Here is a 15,816-nt window from a genome sequence, read left to right as displayed (position 1 = left end):
GCCTCGGCGCTTATCGCTGGGTGCCGCCGGTGGAGATGAACCGCGACACGCTGGCCGGCATTCTGGCCACCCGGCCCGAACTTGAAACCGAGGTGTTTGCCTGGGGCCGGCTGCCGCTGGCGTTTTCGGCGCGCTGTTTTACCGCACGCCACTACAACCTGAGCAAGGATGATTGCCAGTTCAAGTGTCTGCAACACCCGGACGGGCTGCAGCTTGCCACCCGCGATGCGCAGGGTTTTCTCACCATCAACGGCACCCAGACCCTATCCGATGGCTGCCACGCCTTGCTGCCGCACTTGGCCGAAATGGACGCAATGGGGGTGACGGCGGTACGCGTCAGCCCGCAGTCGGCTCACACCGCCGAGGTGGTCACGGCCTTCCGTGCGGTGATAGACGGGTCGGCCACGGCCAGCGATGCGATGGCGACCCTGCAAGACAAACACCAAGGCAGCGCGGTAGACGGTTACTGGCGCGGCGCGGCCGGCATTATGAATCTGGGAGAAAACCATCATGCGTGTTCCTGACATGACCCTGCCGCCGCTGGTGGCCCGCATCGCCGCCAAACTGCCGGCCACCCCGCCGACGCTGGCTTTGGTTACGGCGCTGAACCAGTTGGTGAAAAAAGGCGTGCTGCCGGCCGAGATGGCACTTTTAGCCGGCAAGCGTTTTGAAGTGGATGTACTGGATGCCGGCATCAAGCTGCGCTTTGCTGCCGACGACACGCGCTTTAGTGTGGATAGTTCGGAACAGACGCCAGACCTGCGCTTTGCCGCCAATCTGGCGGATCTCGCGCGCATGATGCTGCGCGAGGAAGATCCGGACACGCTGTTTTTCAACCGCAAGCTGGTGATCGAAGGCGATACCGAACTCGGGCTGATCGTGAAAAACCTGCTGGATAGCGTGGACTGGAGCGACACCCCGGTGGCGAGGTTTATGGCGGTATAAGTATTAAGGGAGCAGGGAATGGGGAGTAACACCCCTACTCCCTACTCCCTACTCCCTACTCCCTACTCCCTACTCCCTACTCCCTACTCCCTACTCCCGCATCCAATTTACTCCGGCCACTTCGCCAGCACATCGGGGTGGTTCGCCAGACGCTCGACGATAAAGTCGACGAAGACACGGGTGCGTGGCGCGGTGTGCTCGCGGTGCGGGAAGCACAGATAAATGGCCCGCTCCTGCGACAAACAATCCAGCAGCACCGGCTCCAGCTCGCCACTGCGCATCAATTCGATCGCCTCGTTGCCCGGTAACTGGGCCACGCCCTGCCCCAGACGCGCAAGCTCGGCCACCGCTTCAATCTCGTTCAGGGTATAGGTGCCGCTCACATCCAGCGGCAGACGCTCGCCCGCCCGCTCGAACTCCCATTTAGCCAAACGCCCCGAAGTCGGAAACTGGAAATTGATGCAGTCGTGCGCCGACAGTTCTTCCGGTGTCTGCGGGCGGCCATGTGCCGCCCAGTAAGCCGGAGCGGCCACGGTATAGAGCGGAATATCGGCCAGATGACGCGCCATCATGCGGCTGTCCGGCATCATGCCGGAACGGATACCGACATCGTAGCCGTCTTCTATCAGATCGCTGAAGTGGTCATCCAGCCCGAAAAACACCTTGATTTTGGGATAGAGCGCGCAAAACTCGCCCATCAACGGCAATACCAGACGGCGGCCAAAGCTGTTGGGCATGCTCACCCGCAAATGCCCGGCCGGCTGGTCCTGACTGGCCTTGAGCTGGCTGATGGCATTATCCAGATTATTGACCGGCCCCTTGCACTGGGCGTAAAAACGGCGGCCATCTTCGGTCAGCGTCAGCTGGCGGGTGGTGCGGTTAAACAAACGCACCTCCAGCTCCAGCTCCAGCCGGGCAATGCTCTGGCTGACAGCAGCAGGAGACACGCCCATCTTGCGGGCCGCGTCGGAAAAACTACCGTTTTCTGCGGTAGTCATAAACACCATCAGTGCCTTGAGCGTATCCATAGTCTTGTCCTTAGCAGCCTTAAGAGCGTGCGATTCACAATTGATTATTTAAAAAGGATAATCTAATTTCGTAAAACCATAAATGCCAAACACAAAATAAACACTAGATAAACAGGCTTTAAACATAAAAACGACAGCTTCTGCCCGCCAGACGGCTAGCCCTAGGCACTAGAGCCTAAGCTCGAAACCTTGATCCAGATCAAACCCTGCCGACACAAATCCCACGAGAATAGACTGTTTGCTCCATCGCTAAAGGCCTATGGCATGAATTCCAGTTTCTCTGCGCTCACCATCCGTGGCCGTCAACTGCTCCCTGTGGTGCAAGGCGGCATGGGTGTCGGCATCTCGGCTCAAAGTCTGGCTGGCGCCGTAGCGCATGAAAATGCAGTCGGCACCATTGCCAGCGTGGACTTGCGCCACCTGCACCCGGACTTGATCGAGGCATCCAAAACAGCCAAGGGCGAAGAAGACCTCAACCACCTCAACCGCCTGGCACTGGATCGCGAGATCAAGGGTGCACTCGTTCGCGCGCAAGGCCGCGGCCTGATCGCCGTCAATGTGATGAAAGCCGTCGCCGATCATCCCGCGCTGGTGCGCCAAGCCTGCGAGTCGGGCGCACAAGCGATCGTAATGGGTGCCGGCCTGCCGCTGGACCTACCCGACATGACAGCCGGACACCCTGATGTAGCGCTGATTCCCATTCTGTCGGAGTCGCGCGGCATCGCCATTGTACTCAAACGCTGGATGAAAAAGGGCCGTCTGCCCGATGCCATCGTGATCGAACACCCTCACCATGCCGGCGGCCATCTGGGCGCGGCACAAGTGGCCGACCTTGGCGATGCGCGCTTCAACTTCCAGCGCGTGCTGGAAGAAACCCAGCAACTGTTCAAGACGCTGGAAATCGAACGCGAGCGCATCCCGCTGATCGTCGCCGGCGGCATGAGCAACTTTAGCAAGGTCAGAACGGCACTCACCGAATGGGGTGCCTCGGCAGTGCAGATAGGCACCGCCTTTGCCGTCACCCGCGAAGGCGATGCGCACGATAATTTCAAGCGCACGCTGGCACAGGCCAAAGAAGAAGACATCGTCGAATTCATGTCGGTGGCCGGCCTGCCGGCACGCGGCGTGCTGACACCGTGGCTCAAGAGCTACATCAAGCGTCTGGACAAACTGCAGGCCAATGCCAAGGCCGATCCGGCACGCTGCACCCAGGCGCTCAACTGTCTGGGCGTATGCGGCCTGCGCGACGGTATCGCCAAGGCCGGCCAGTTCTGCATCGACCTCAAGCTCTCCGCCGCCTACCGCGGTGAGGTCAGCAAGGGCCTGTTCTTCCGCGGCAAAGACCCGCTGCCGTTCGGCGAGCAGATGCGCAGCGCCCGCGAAACCATCGAATACCTGCTGACCGGACGGATGCCGGTAGGGGTGTAGCGATTTAAAATCGGGATTGGGGAATGGAGATCCCATTCCCCATTCCCCATTCCCCATTCCCTGCTCCCTATTCCCCATTCCCCCATTTCAAGCACACTCCATCCCGACGCCCCTCCCTTGCACTCTTCCGTTACACTTGCCGCATGAATGCTTTTACCAGTTGCAATCCGGCCACCGGCGAGGTGGTCTTTACCCGTGGCGCATGGCAAGGCGATGCGCTGAATCTTTGCATCGCCGCGCTCAAGCACGCGCGCCCGGCGTGGGCGGCGCTGGATATCCGCGAGCGTGCTGCCCGCCTGCTGGAAGTGGCCGCCGCACTGGAGCGTGAGCGCGAGGCGCTGGCAGCGCTGGTGACGCTGGAAGTGGGCAAGCGCACCAGCGAGTGTCTGGCCGAAATCGACAAATCGGTGCAGCTGATACGCTATTACGCCGAAACCGCACCGCGCCTGCTCGCCCCGCAAGCCATCCCGACGCAGGCCAGCGCAAGCGGCGTCAGCTTCGAGGCGCTGGGGCTGGTGCTGGCCATCATGCCTTGGAACTATCCAGTGTGGCAGGTGCTGCGCTTTGCCATTCCGGCGCTGATGTCGGGCAATGCCTGCCTGGTCAAGGCGGCGCCATCGGTACCGCTGTCCACCCAAAAGCTGCTGGACATCGTGCGCGCCCAAGGCCTGGCCGTGTTCGATGTGGCATGGATCAGCCACGATGATGTCGAAGACGCGATACGCGCCGCCGATGCGGTGGCCTTTACCGGCTCGACCGCCAGCGGCCGTCTGGTCGCCAGTGCCGCCGGGCGCCATCTGAAGAAAAGCGTGCTGGAACTGGGCGGCAGCAATCCGTTTATCGTGCTGGCCGATGCCGACGTCGATGAAGCCGCCTTCGAAGCCGCGCACTCGCGCTTTCGCGATGCCGGACAAAGCTGCAATGCGGCCAAACGCATGATCGTCGTGCCCGAAATTGCCGATGCCTTTAGCGAACGCTTTATCCGGCATGCGCGCGCGCTGGTGATGGGCGAGCCGCGCGAGGCAGCCACCACGCTGGGGCCACTGGCCCGTGCCGACCTGCGCGAAGCCCTGCATGCACAAGTGCTGGATGCCGTCGCCAATGGCGCGCAACTGCTGTGTGGCGGCCAGATGCCGACCGGGCCCGGCTTTTTCTATCCGGCAACCGTGCTCGATCAGGTCAATGCCGATTGCCGCGTGTGGCACGAAGAAGTGTTCGGCCCGGTGGCCAGCATCATCCGTGCGGCCGATGAAGCGGATGCGGTGCGCATCGCCAATGACACCCCCTACGGTCTGGGCGCCAGCATCTTCTCGGCCGACACCGCACGGGCACGCGCCTTGGGCGAGCACATCGAGGCCGGTAGCGTATTCATCAACCGCTACACCAGCTCGGATCTGCGCCTGCCTTTTGGCGGCGTGAAGTCGTCGGGTTACGGGCGCGAGCTGTCCGAATTCGGGCTGTACGAGTTCGTCAACGTCAAGACCTGGTGGCAGAAGTGAGCATGACGGCCGCACGGCAGCAACAGGCGGAACTCACCGCAACCCTCCGCCAGCAAGGCAAAACCATGGAGCCGGTATGAGACTCAGCCTCAGCGCCGAACAGCAAGCCATCATCGCGCACAGCGGTGGCCACCTCTTGATCGAGGCGGCCGCCGGCAGCGGCAAGACCACCTTGCTCGCCCTGCTCGCCGGCCAGTATGCCGCCAGCGGCAGCCGGGTACTGGCGCTGACCTTCAGCCGTAGCGGCAAGGCCAGCCTGTTGCAGCGCCTCGCCGAACAGGGCGTGGCAACAAGCAGCGCCATCACGGTGCAAACCTTCGACGAAGCCTGCATGGCCGAGGCCGGCCGCCTGCTGGCCGACGAACGGCAACTGGTGAAAAAAGACTGGGTGCTGGAACACGTATTGCCGGCCATCGTCGCCGAGGTCAATCAGGCCATCGCCGGCAGCGACGCGCTGCAATTACCCAATGACGCCACCAGCCTGACCGACCTGCTGGATACCTTTCAAAGCATCAAGCAGGGGCGGCTGGCCGAGCTTTTGAACGACGAAGAAGACAGCGAAGTCATCACCGGCACCTTGCAGCGCCCGTACGCGGTATGGCTGGCCTATCTAGCCTACGAGACCCGCCGCCGCGTGCTGCGCCTGGAGCGCCATACCGGCTTTCGCCTGATAGAAGACGCCTGCCACGACTTGCTGGAGGCGCACGAGCAGGACTTGCTGCTGCAGCCGGGACGCTTTAGCCAATCCAGCCTGTTTATCGACGAATTCCACGATACCAGCCCGCTGCAACTGGCGTGGCTGCTGGCCTGGGGTGGCCATATGGGCAAGCTGGTCGCGGTCGGCGATCGCGATCAGGTGCTGTACGCATGGCGCGGCGCCGATGCCCAAAACGTGTTTGCCCGCTATCGCAGCCAGCTCTCTGCCGTTGCGGTATTGCCGCTGTCGGCCAGCTACCGCTTCGGGCCCTTGCTGGCCCAGCGCGTACAGCCACTACGCAGCCCGCGCCTGGCACCGCTCACCGGCCTTGGCGGCGACACCGAAATCCATGCCGCCCACGATAGCCTTGCCAGCGTACTGGCCGGCAACCCGTATCCGGCAGGTGAAACCGCGCTGATCGCACGCGACCGTGGCCAGACCGTCGCCGCACAACTGGTGCTGACCGAAGCCGGCATCCCGTTTTATACCCTTGATGGCTGGCCGTGCTGGCGCAATAGCGAAGGCATGCTGATTCAGGCGCTGGCACAACTGATCGCGCCTAACTGGAGCCCGCAAGGCGCACAACAGGCCGATGCTAAAAAAGCACGCTACGAGCGCGAACGGCGCGAGCGTCTGGCGCGGCGCCTGCTGACCCTGCCCGGCTGGCATCTGGCAGACAACCGCCGCCGCGAGCTGGGTGCGATGGTGGCCGAGTCGGGTGAGCACTGGCCCTTATTGGCACAATGGCTCACCGACCTGCCCTTGCCCGAACACCCGGCCCAGCGCGCACAATTGCAGCACCTGCAGCAGGCACTGACTGCACTACTGGGTCAGGCACCGCAAACCCGGCTGGCCGATGCACTGGCCGTGTTCGAACGCGAATCCGGCCTGCTCGCCACCTTGCGCGCCTACGCACCATGGGGCGAAGCCAGCGACAGCCGGGTACAAAGCTGGCAGGCGCTATGCCGCCATATCGCGCAGCAGGGTTTTAACGCCGCGCAATGGCTCTCGCGCTGCGAACGCCTGAACTGGATGCACTGGAAAGCCGAACAGGATGCCAGCCAGGCATTGGCCGTCGGCTCGGTATTTCACGCCAAGGGCAAGCAGTGGCCGCATGTGATCCTCAGCGGCATGGGCGCGGCCGAGTTTCCACTGCCCGGCGCTACGCTCTCTGAAGAAAAACGCCGCGCCTACGTCGCCGCCACCCGCGCGCAGAGCCGCTTGACCCTGCACTGCGCCAGCGAGCAGACGCCGGGACCGTTCTACCGGCTACTGGCGGATGGTGCGCGTTGAACCCATCACTGCACACGCATACGAAAACACACATCATGAAAATTCTCCTCCCCGGCCTGACGCTGGCCATCGTCGCGCTCTATTACGGCTTGCTGGCCTTTGCGCCTTCGCTGTTGGCCGGACGCATCGCCGGCTGGCCGCTGTCCATCCTGCTGGCACTGGCTTCATTTTCCGGCCTGTTTATCCTCGCCTTCGCCGGCAGCCTGAAGCGGGATGACGACGTATGAACACGGCACTGCTGTTTTTCCTGCCGCTATTTGCACTGACACTCTGGGTCTGCCATCTGGCAGCACGGCGCACGCAGAATGCCGGCGATTTCTTCAGTGCCGGCAAACGCATCAGCGCACGCCAGAATGCGCTGGCGCTGGCCGGCGACTATCTGTCGGCGGCGGCATTTCTGGGCGCCGCCGGCCTGTATTTCGGTGCCGGCTACGACTCGCTCGCCTATGCAGTAGGGACGCTGGCCGGCTGGCCGCTGCTGATGCAGTTGCTGGCCGGCAGGTTGCGCCAGCTGGGCTGTTTTACTGTCAGCGATGTGCTGGCGCAGCGCTTTGCCAGCCGCCGCCTGCGTGCGATGAGCGCGCTAAGCTCGCTGACGGTGACGGTGTTTTATCTGATCGTGCAGATGGTCGGTGCCGGCAAGCTGCTGGAACTGTTGTTCGGCCTGCCGTATCTGGCGGCGGTCGCTTTGGTGGCGCTATTGATGGTGGCGTATGTTGCCATTGGCGGCATGCTGGCCACCACCTGGGTGCAGATGATCAAGGCGGTGCTGTTGCTATTGTGCGGCAGCCTGCTGGCGGTGCTGGTGCTGGCGCGTTTCGGCTACAGCGTACCGGCGCTATTTGATGCGGCCGTGGCCGTGCGCGGCGAAGCCATCCTGCTGCCCGGCAAAGCCTTGTCCGATCCGGTCGAGGTGCTGTCGCTGGGGCTGGGGCTGACGCTGGGGCTATTGGGCTTGCCGCATGTCCTGATGCGTTTTCTGACTGTCGCCGATGCCCGCGCCGCACGCCATTCGGCGGCAATGGCCAGCTTATTGGTGGGCGGATTTTTCTGCCTCAACATCATCATCGGTTATGGTGCCATCGCGCTCTTGCCCGGCCACGCTGCCTTCTTCGACGCCGGAGGCAAACTTGTGGGCGGCGGCAATATGGCGGTGTTGCATCTGGCCACCTTGCTCGGCGGCGCACCGCTGGCCGGCCTCTTGGCGGCGGTGGCCTTCGCCACCATACTCGCGGTGGTCTCCGGGCTGACGCTGGCCGGTGCCGCCGCCATCAGCCATGACCTGTGGGCCGGCCTGCAGCCCTCGCGCACGCTTGATGCCGCAAAGCAGCGCCGCGTGTCGCGCTATGCCACCCTGGCACTGGGTGCCGGGGCGGTGCTGCTGTCCACCTTGTTCCAGCAGCAGAACATCGCCTTTCTGCTGGGGCTGGCGTTTGCCATTGCCGCCGCCGCCAATTTCCCGGTGCTGCTGCTGGCGCTGTACTGGCCACGCCTGAGTACAACAGGGGCACTGGCTTGCGGCCTGACCGGCATGCTGGTATCCACCTTGCTGATCATCCTCGGCCCCGCCGTCTGGGTGGCGGTACTGGGCTTTGAGGCGCCGATCTTTCCGTGGTCCAATCCGGCACTTTTTGCCGTGCCGCTGGCCTTTGCCGCCGGTTTTGCAGGCTCGCGCCTCTGCCCCGGCACACCGAACGAAAGCACATCATGAGCGAATTTCTGTCCCGGCTGGCCGCACTGATAGGCGAGTCGCACCTGTTAAATGATGCAGCCGACACCGCCCCCTATCTCACCGACTGGCGCGGCCGCTATCACGGCGCCTGCATCGCGGTGGCCGAGCCGGCAACACGCGATGAGCTGGTAGCCGTCGTCAAACTGTGCGCCGCCCACGGCGTCGCCATCGTGCCGCAAGGCGGCAATACCTCGACCTGCGGTGCCGCCACGCCCGATGGTTCCGGACGGCAACTGCTTCTGTCCTTGCGCCGCATGCAGCGGATACGCGATATCGACACCGACAATCACAGCATCACGGTCGAAGCCGGCGCCACGCTAGCCACGGTACAGGCAGCCGCACGCGAGGCCGGGCGTTTATTCCCGCTATCGCTGGCCTCGGAGGGCAGTTGCCAGATAGGCGGCAACCTGTCCACCAACGCAGGCGGCCTCGCCGTGCTGCGCTACGGCACCATGCGCGAATTGTGTCTGGGGCTGGAAGTGGTGCTGGCCGACGGGCAGGTGCTGAACGCCTTGTCCGGGCTCAGAAAAGACAGCAGCGGGCTGGATGTCAAGCAGCTGTTTATCGGGGCCGAGGGGCAACTGGGCATCATCACCGCCGCCACCCTCAAGCTGTTCCCGCTGCCTAGCGCCCATGCCACCGCTTGGGTAGGGGTGGCCGATGCGGCGCAGGCCATCACCTGGCTCAACCGCCTGAAAGACAGTTTCGGCGACCGCCTGACCAGTTTCGAGATGCTGTCCGAACCCTGCCAGCGACTGCTGGACAAGCATCAGGCCGGACGCGTGCCGTTTATCGCGCCGTGGGCGCTATTGATCGAATTATCGGATGCCGGCGACAGCGCCGAACTAGTCGAGCGGCTGACGGCGTGGCTGTCGGCGCAGGACATGGTCGACGGGGTCATGGCGCAAAGCGAGGCCGAACGCATCCGGCTGTGGCAGTTGCGTGAAGACATGTCGGAGACACAGAAGAAGGAAGGCGCCAGCATCAAGCACGATATCGGCGTCCCCAGCTCCGCCATTCCGGCCTTTATCGCCGCTTGCGGCGCTGCGCTCGATGCCGCCTTTCCCGGCTGCCGCATCATGGTGTTTGGCCATGCTGGCGACGGCAATCTGCATTACAACGTCAGCTATACCCGCGCAGACAACGCGGCGCTGTTCGATGACGAGGCGGCGGTCAATGCCATTGTCTACGATCAGGTCGCCCGCTTTCACGGCACCCTCGCCGCCGAACACGGTGTCGGCCAGCTCAAGGGGGCATGGCTTGCGCGCTACAAAGACCCGGTGGCCTTGCAGATCATGCATAGCATGAAGCAGGTGCTGGACCCGCAAGGCCTGATGAACCCGGGAAAGTGGCTAAGCCTGCCTTAAAGGCAGGCCAGCACTACACCCTGAACTTGCCGAAACGGCTGTCCATTTGCCCGGCCAAAGTGGACAGCCGCGCCAGGGTCGCATTTACGTCCTGCAAGGCGCCTTCATTAGCCACGATACGGTTATTGATCGCCTCGGTACTCTGGGCAATCGCGCCGGAGGCCTGATGCTGCTCGCTGGTCGAGCTGGAAATCTCGCTCATGCGCTGCAGCACCTGACGCATGGAGTCGCGTACGCTCTGGATACGCGCGCTCGCCTCTTCAGTGCGCGCCGAACTCTGGCCGACCACGCTGACCGTGCCTTGCACGTCATCAGCCGCACGCCGCGCTTCGTCGCGGATTGCGCCGACCTGGCTGCTGATTTCCCGGGTAGCATTGGCGGTGCGTTCGGCCAGTTTCCTCACCTCGTCGGCCACCACGGCAAAGCCGCGTCCCTGCTCGCCGGCGCGCGCAGCCTCGATCGCCGCATTCAAGGCCAACAGATTGGTCTGGTCGGCAATATCGCGGATCACGCCGGTAATACCGGAAATCTCCTGCGAGCGCCGGTCCAGTCCGGCCAGCATGACTTCCAGGCTACGCACCGAGCCCAGCGTGTTTTCCATATCATCCGACAGCGCATGTATCCCGTCGGCACAGGATTCCAGCTCCTGCCCGGTGGCCTTCACCAGCGTGTCGGCCTGCCCGGCGCCATCGGCGATCTGCGAAATACTCACCCCCAGTTGCTCCAGCGTGGCGGCATTGGCCGTCGAGACTTGAGCCATCTGGCTGGCACCGGCGGCCACCTCGCCCACCCGGCTACTGGCATCCGCCACCCCGCCGACCACCTCGGCCGCCTCGGTGCGCAACTGGGCAAACAGCTGGCCCAGTTGTCCGCTAAAGCGGTTGAAGGCTTGTGCCGTCTGGCTGATTTCGTCATTGCCGTCGGCCGCCAGCTTGCGCGTCAGATCCGCCTCGCCACTGGCCATCTCCACCATCGCATCGCGCAAGCGCGTGAGTCCGGCCAGCATCCGCCCCTGCACCAGACTGGACAGCGGCAGCATCAACAAAAAAGCCCCCAGCGCGAAACCGGCCAGCGTCAATAGCAGTGTATTCAGCGGCGCCAGCACCAGCGATTTCTCGCTCAACACGATCATGCTCCAGTTAAGCTCCTCCAGCCGCGTCACCGAAGCCAGCATCGCCTTGCCGCCAACCTCGACCTCCACCAGTTCGCTGCTGCCGCTTGCCGCCTGCATGGCGGCATTATCCAGCGCAGGCACCAAGCTGGTCAGCGGCTTGGTCACCAGCGTCTTGTCCGGTGCCGAGATCAGGTTCCCTTTACTGTCCACCAGCAGGCTATAGCCATTACCGCTGACCGGCAGGGTCGCCAGCGTGCGCGTCAGCTCGGTCATCGAAATATCACCGGCCAATACGCCGCCATTGCTGCCCGGCAGCGGTATGGCCGCCGTGAGCACGATGGCCTTGGTATTGGCGTCGATATAGGGGTCGGTCATCACCAGCTTGCCTGCAGCCACCGCCTGCTGATACCAGCCGCGACCGGTGACCGCATACTCGGCAGGCGGCGTCCAGCCCGAAGCGAAATAGGCCTTGTTATCGGCAAACCCGACGTACAGATCGATAAAGCGTCCCTCCTGCATCCCCTGCGTCAGGAACCACTGCGGATCGCGCCCCAGCATATTGATTTCATTGTCGAAGCGCTGCGAGCGCCCCTTGATTACACTCTGCTTCTCCCGCGCCCAGTCGCCAATCAGGATGGACTGCCCCTTGAGCGTGGTGAGCTGTTCACTGGCAACGCCATGCAGCGCCATGCTGCGCACCTGCACAAACACGATGGCAAACAGCAGCACGGCAAATGCCGCCAGCAGCAGGGCATTGAAGCCTATGATTCGCGCCTTGAGTGAACGCATGGAGCTCCCCTTTAGTTGTCGGCGCCTCGAACGGGCACTTGTGGCGGATTATGTATTTGATACCCAAGGCGCGCAATCGGCATGGCATATATAAGCAAAACTGGAAATGCCATGCCGCTTGATCCACAATGAACGGCTGAATCAAACAGATAGGAATGAGCATGGCAACACGCAGCCTGGCCGAAATCATCGTCGGCGAATGGTGGCACCGGCGGCAGCAGAATGTGGATCAGGCTCAGGTCGACCGCGATATGGTCGAAAACGGCCTGCTAACCCCGGCCTATATCTTTCTGGTGTTTATTTCGTGCGCGATTGCCACACTGGGCCTGCTGCTGGACTCGGCGGCAGTGGTGATAGGCGCGATGCTGATCGCGCCCTTGATGGGGCCGATCAACCTGCTGGGCTACTCCATCGCCAAGACCAATCTGGCCTATGGCAAGCAGGCGGCGCTGGCACTGGGCTTCGGCGTGGTGGCGGCACTGATTACCAGCTACACCATCGTCAATTTCTCCCCCTTTATCCCGCCTACCGCGCAGATACTGGCACGCACCAACCCCAATTTCTTCGACCTGCTGGTGGCGGTGTTCTCGGGGCTGGTGGCCGGCTTTGCCATTATTCGCCAGCAAGGCGGCACCTTTGCCGGGGTGGCCATCGCCACCGCGCTGATGCCGCCACTGGCGACCAGCGGCTACGGCTGGGCCAATGCATCGTGGGATATTTTTTCCGGTGCTTTTTTACTGTTTCTGACCAATATGCTGGCCATCGCCTTTTCGGTCACCGGCGTGTCGCTGTGGTATGGCCTGGGGAAATGGCCCAGCGGCAAGGAGCTGGCATGGCGTGGCGGCATGGCACTATTCGTCTTGGCGCTATTGTCCATCCCGCTGGTCAAGACGCTGAACAGCTCGGTCAGCCAAGCCATCCTGTCCAAGCAGGTACAGGACCTGGTCAGCAGTGCCCTGCCCGCCGACGACACTATCCAGCAGCTCAAGGTGCTATCGCCACCGGGCAAGCAGGGGGCAGAAGTCAATATGGTGGTACTGACCCGCAGCTACGACGCGGGTCTGGAACAAAAACTGAACACCCTGCTCGACGCGCGTTTCGGCAAGGATAGCCGGCTGACGCTGGACCAGATCGTCGCCAACACCAATGCGCTCGATCTGGATCAGCGCATCAGTGCACAGCTGGGCAAGCTGACACAGAGTCAGCAACTGCAAGCGGATAGCCGCAAGGCGCCGCTGGCGATCAGGAACACCATTATCGCCGGCATCCCGGCGCGCGTAGGCCAGCTATTTATCGATGAGGACAGCCGTGAAATCAGCGCCTATCTCGCACCGGCGGCCGGACTATCGCTGACTGCCCTGCAAAATGCCGAGATCACACTGAGCGCCCGCCTCACCGGCTGGCAGCTACAGATCATCCCGCCACCGATGCCGCTGCCGCTACAGCGCTTTGAGGAAAACAGTGCCGAACTCAGTGCCGAGGACAGCCGTACACTGATCAGCAGCATCTGGGCGCTCAAACGCTGGGGTATCAACCGTGTAGTGCTCACCGGCCATGCCGGCCTGAACGAAGCCGGCCGCGGCACGCGCACACTGGCACAAGCCCGTGTCGCCACAGTGGCCGCAGCACTGCAACGCCACGATATCAACAGCCAAAAACAAACCGCCTACCCCATGGCGGGGCAGGCGGTGATTGAACGCGAACAGGGAAAAGCGGCCCTGCGCAGCGTTTACCTGACGCTGGGGCCGACCGGCCCGTAAGGCTTACAGCTTAAAACGGCCAAACTCGGCATCCATCTTGCCGGCGGTGCTGTTGAGGCCCTGCAAGGTGCTGCTGACATCCTGCAGCACCGCATCGTTTTCCAGTACGCGGCCGTTGATCTGCTCGGTGCTTTGCGCGATCAGTGTGGTTGCATGCTGCTGCTCGCTGGTCGAATGGCTGATCTCTTTCATCTTGTCAACAACGCCCCCCATGGACAGGCGGATCTTGCCGATGCGCTCGACCGCCTCACGGGTCACGCTGACGCCGCCCTCCACCGCCGCAACCGTCTTGTTGACATCGCCCACCGCCTGCGTCGTTTCGCTGCGGATGGCGCTGACCATAGCGGCAATTTCCTGCGTAGCCTGTGTGGTGCGCTCGGCCAGCTTGCGCACTTCATCCGCCACTACGGCAAAGCCGCGCCCCTGCTCACCGGCACGCGCCGCTTCAATCGCGGCATTAAGCGCCAATAAATTGGTCTGGTCGGCAATATCGCGTATCACATGGGTAATGCCGGAAATATCCTGCGAGCGGGTATTGAGCGACGCCAGCATCGTTTCCAGTGCGCGCACCGAGTTCACCGTGCCTTCCATACCGCCGGACAAACGCTCCATGCTCTGGGCACTGCTTTCCAGTTCGTTACGGGTCTCGCGCAGCAGGCTATCCGCCTCGCCGGCGTTATCGGCAATATGCGAGATGCTGACCGTGATCTGCTCCAGCGTTGCGGCATTGGCGCTGGACACATCGGACAGCTCGCGCGAGCTCACCGCCACTTTGCCGACCAGCTGGCTGGCATCCCCGACGCCGCCAACCACGGCGGTCGCATTCTGGCGCAAGCCGCCAAACAGCTGGTTCAGACGCAGGATAAAGGCGTTGAAAGCGGCCGAGGTCTGGGCGATTTCATCTTGCCCCTGCACCGGCAATGCCAGCGTCAGATCGGCATCTCCTCGCGAGATTTCCACCATCGCATCCTTGAGACCGGCCAAACCTGCGAGCATGCGCCCGACCAGCCAGGAAGCCAGCGGCACCATCAGCGCCAAGGCCAATACGGCAAAGCCGGTGATGCTATACAGCAGATCATTCAGCGGCGCTTCCGTCACCGCCAGCGGCACGGCCACCCCGACATACCAGTTGGTGCCGGCGATGGACTTGATGGCATAGCGCATATCCTGCCCGCCGATCTCGATCTCCTGCGCCTGATCCGTCGCGGCGACTTGGGCAATGCGCTCCATAGTCAGCCCGGGAGCGATCGATTTAATATCTTTGAGCACCAACTCGGCCTGCGGATGCGCAATCAGCTTGCCGTCGGCATCGACGATAAAGCTGTAGCCGCCGCCGCGTACCTTATCGCCGATCACTGCCTTGACCAGACCGTCCACGAAGATATCACCGGCAATCACGCCGCCAAACTGGCCGCCCGTATTAAAAGGCACCGCCACGGTCACAGTCAGCTTCCTGGTCGCCTCATCCACATAAGGTGCGGTGACGATAGGCTTGCCGGCTGCGCGCGCCTGCTTGAACCAGTCGCGATTGCTAATACCGTAATCGGCAGGCGCCACCCATTCATCGGAAAACAGCGAACGCCCATCGGCGAAGCCGACATAATTCACCACGAAACCACCTGCCGTCGCGCCCTGCTTCAGGGCGCGCAAGGCATCGGGCTGCAATACGGTTTGGGTCTGGGCACTGAGCTGGCTTTTCTTGTCGGCGATCCAGCTTTCGATAAAGTCACGCTGCCCATTTACCCGGGCATCGAACTCGAAATCGGTACTCTGATTGATGGTGCTGTGCATCTGCGTATAAGCCACCGAAACCAGTACCAGCGTCAGCAGCAACATGAATAGCGCGGTCAGCGCCATCAATTTTGATTTCAATGATTTCATCAGATTCTCTAGAGTGTTTTGCCACGACCATGGGTGCACGGTTTTACGGTAGCTCAGGATATCGGCCAGGGAATTCCTGAACAAAACATCCAAAATCGATCATATTCTAATGTATTGGCAATATCAAATACTATGATTTTTAAATAAAAACATATTACATTCACCGGGATGCATGCCCATCTGTGGCCTTCATAGGCCATGGGCAAAAAAAAATCCCCTGCCGGATAAGGACAGGGGCCAACACGAGGAAGAAGCATCAGACCGGCGAACCAGCCGGATGCTT

13 protein-coding genes are annotated in these 15,816 nt (G+C 62.2%); 9 read left to right on the top strand and 4 right to left on the bottom strand.

The annotated features are described in order from the left end of the window. Both ACRC1E_RS09415 and ubiT read left to right on the top strand, forming a co-directional pair. The coding region (locus tag ACRC1E_RS09415) for a U32 family peptidase (protein WP_438514838.1) at window positions 1-524 on the top strand (524 nt) is incomplete at its 5' end. Continuing rightward, complete coding sequence (gene ubiT, locus ACRC1E_RS09410) at window positions 511-945, top strand: ubiquinone anaerobic biosynthesis accessory factor UbiT (RefSeq protein WP_438514837.1); 435 nt, start codon at window positions 511-513, stop codon at window positions 943-945. The genes ACRC1E_RS09415 and ubiT, both read left to right, overlap by 14 nt. Window positions 946-1,052: 107 nt before the next feature. Here the strand turns inward: ubiT and ACRC1E_RS09405 are convergent, their stop codons facing one another. Next, window positions 1,053-1,973, bottom strand: coding sequence for a LysR family transcriptional regulator (locus tag ACRC1E_RS09405; RefSeq protein WP_438514836.1), 921 nt, complete (start codon window positions 1,971-1,973; stop codon window positions 1,053-1,055). Between the two features lie 264 nt (window positions 1,974-2,237). Here ACRC1E_RS09405 and ACRC1E_RS09400 point away from each other — a divergent pair, with 264 nt between their 5' ends. The 6 genes from ACRC1E_RS09400 (at window position 2,238) to ACRC1E_RS09375 (ending at window position 9,989) form a co-directional block, all read left to right on the top strand. Further along, window positions 2,238-3,401 carry an NAD(P)H-dependent flavin oxidoreductase gene (locus ACRC1E_RS09400; protein ID WP_438514835.1) on the top strand — a complete coding sequence of 388 codons (1,164 nt, stop codon included), beginning with the start codon at window positions 2,238-2,240 and terminating at the stop codon, window positions 3,399-3,401. Between the two features lie 143 nt (window positions 3,402-3,544). After that, window positions 3,545-4,900, top strand: a complete 1,356-nt coding sequence (locus ACRC1E_RS09395; RefSeq protein ID WP_438514834.1) for an aldehyde dehydrogenase family protein — start codon at window positions 3,545-3,547, stop codon at window positions 4,898-4,900. A 76-nt stretch (window positions 4,901-4,976) separates the two neighbouring features. Further along, a complete protein-coding gene (locus ACRC1E_RS09390) occupies window positions 4,977-6,890 on the top strand; it encodes a UvrD-helicase domain-containing protein (protein ID WP_438514833.1) in 1,914 nt (637 codons plus the stop codon). A gap of 35 nt (window positions 6,891-6,925) precedes the next feature. Next, window positions 6,926-7,117 carry a hypothetical protein gene (locus ACRC1E_RS09385; RefSeq protein WP_438514832.1) on the top strand — a complete coding sequence of 64 codons (192 nt, stop codon included), beginning with the start codon at window positions 6,926-6,928 and terminating at the stop codon, window positions 7,115-7,117. Beyond that, window positions 7,114-8,601, top strand: coding sequence for a sodium:solute symporter family transporter (locus tag ACRC1E_RS09380; protein WP_438514831.1), 1,488 nt, complete (start codon window positions 7,114-7,116; stop codon window positions 8,599-8,601). The genes ACRC1E_RS09385 and ACRC1E_RS09380 overlap by 4 nt, the downstream gene beginning before the upstream one ends. Next, a complete protein-coding gene (locus ACRC1E_RS09375) occupies window positions 8,598-9,989 on the top strand; it encodes an FAD-binding oxidoreductase (protein WP_438514830.1) in 1,392 nt (463 codons plus the stop codon). The genes ACRC1E_RS09380 and ACRC1E_RS09375 overlap by 4 nt, the downstream gene beginning before the upstream one ends. A gap of 13 nt (window positions 9,990-10,002) precedes the next feature. Here the strand turns inward: ACRC1E_RS09375 and ACRC1E_RS09370 are convergent, their stop codons facing one another. Continuing rightward, window positions 10,003-11,892, bottom strand: a complete 1,890-nt coding sequence (locus ACRC1E_RS09370) for a methyl-accepting chemotaxis protein (RefSeq protein ID WP_438514829.1) — start codon at window positions 11,890-11,892, stop codon at window positions 10,003-10,005. 161 nt (window positions 11,893-12,053) lie between these two features. On the opposite strand from ACRC1E_RS09370, the gene ACRC1E_RS09365 reads away from it, so the two are divergent. Further along, window positions 12,054-13,652, top strand: a complete 1,599-nt coding sequence (locus ACRC1E_RS09365; protein WP_438514828.1) for a DUF389 domain-containing protein — start codon at window positions 12,054-12,056, stop codon at window positions 13,650-13,652. Window positions 13,653-13,655: 3 nt separating this feature from the next. On the opposite strand, the gene ACRC1E_RS09360 is transcribed toward ACRC1E_RS09365, so the two are convergent. Both ACRC1E_RS09360 and ACRC1E_RS09355 read right to left on the bottom strand, forming a co-directional pair. Next, the gene (locus ACRC1E_RS09360; protein WP_438514827.1) at window positions 13,656-15,533 is read right to left on the bottom strand and encodes a methyl-accepting chemotaxis protein; all 1,878 of its coding nucleotides are present in this window, start codon (window positions 15,531-15,533) and stop codon (window positions 13,656-13,658) included. A gap of 53 nt (window positions 15,534-15,586) precedes the next feature. Next, window positions 15,587-15,816: hypothetical protein (locus ACRC1E_RS09355; protein WP_438514826.1), on the bottom strand; the 230-nt coding region annotated here is incomplete at its 5' end.

This window comes from Craterilacuibacter sp. (genome assembly GCF_051659485.1).
Classification (GTDB): domain Bacteria; phylum Pseudomonadota; class Gammaproteobacteria; order Burkholderiales; family Chromobacteriaceae; genus Craterilacuibacter.
Note: the sequence above shows the minus strand (reverse complement) of the source record. Positions and strands in the feature narration are given on the sequence as shown.

Excerpts from the sequence above, each read along its gene's own strand:
- ubiT (WP_438514837.1), top strand. The coding sequence starts at position 511 with ATGCGTGTTCCTGACATGACCCTGCCGCCGCTGGTGGCCCGCATCGCC.
- ACRC1E_RS09405 (WP_438514836.1), bottom strand. The coding sequence starts at position 1,973 with ATGGATACGCTCAAGGCACTGATGGTGTTTATGACTACCGCAGAAAAC.
- ACRC1E_RS09400 (WP_438514835.1), top strand. The coding sequence starts at position 2,238 with ATGAATTCCAGTTTCTCTGCGCTCACCATCCGTGGCCGTCAACTGCTC.
- ACRC1E_RS09395 (WP_438514834.1), top strand. The coding sequence starts at position 3,545 with ATGAATGCTTTTACCAGTTGCAATCCGGCCACCGGCGAGGTGGTCTTT.
- ACRC1E_RS09390 (WP_438514833.1), top strand. The coding sequence starts at position 4,977 with ATGAGACTCAGCCTCAGCGCCGAACAGCAAGCCATCATCGCGCACAGC.
- ACRC1E_RS09385 (WP_438514832.1), top strand. The coding sequence starts at position 6,926 with ATGAAAATTCTCCTCCCCGGCCTGACGCTGGCCATCGTCGCGCTCTAT.
- ACRC1E_RS09380 (WP_438514831.1), top strand. The coding sequence starts at position 7,114 with ATGAACACGGCACTGCTGTTTTTCCTGCCGCTATTTGCACTGACACTC.
- ACRC1E_RS09375 (WP_438514830.1), top strand. The coding sequence starts at position 8,598 with ATGAGCGAATTTCTGTCCCGGCTGGCCGCACTGATAGGCGAGTCGCAC.
- ACRC1E_RS09370 (WP_438514829.1), bottom strand. The coding sequence starts at position 11,892 with ATGCGTTCACTCAAGGCGCGAATCATAGGCTTCAATGCCCTGCTGCTG.
- ACRC1E_RS09365 (WP_438514828.1), top strand. The coding sequence starts at position 12,054 with ATGGCAACACGCAGCCTGGCCGAAATCATCGTCGGCGAATGGTGGCAC.
- ACRC1E_RS09360 (WP_438514827.1), bottom strand. The coding sequence starts at position 15,533 with ATGAAATCATTGAAATCAAAATTGATGGCGCTGACCGCGCTATTCATG.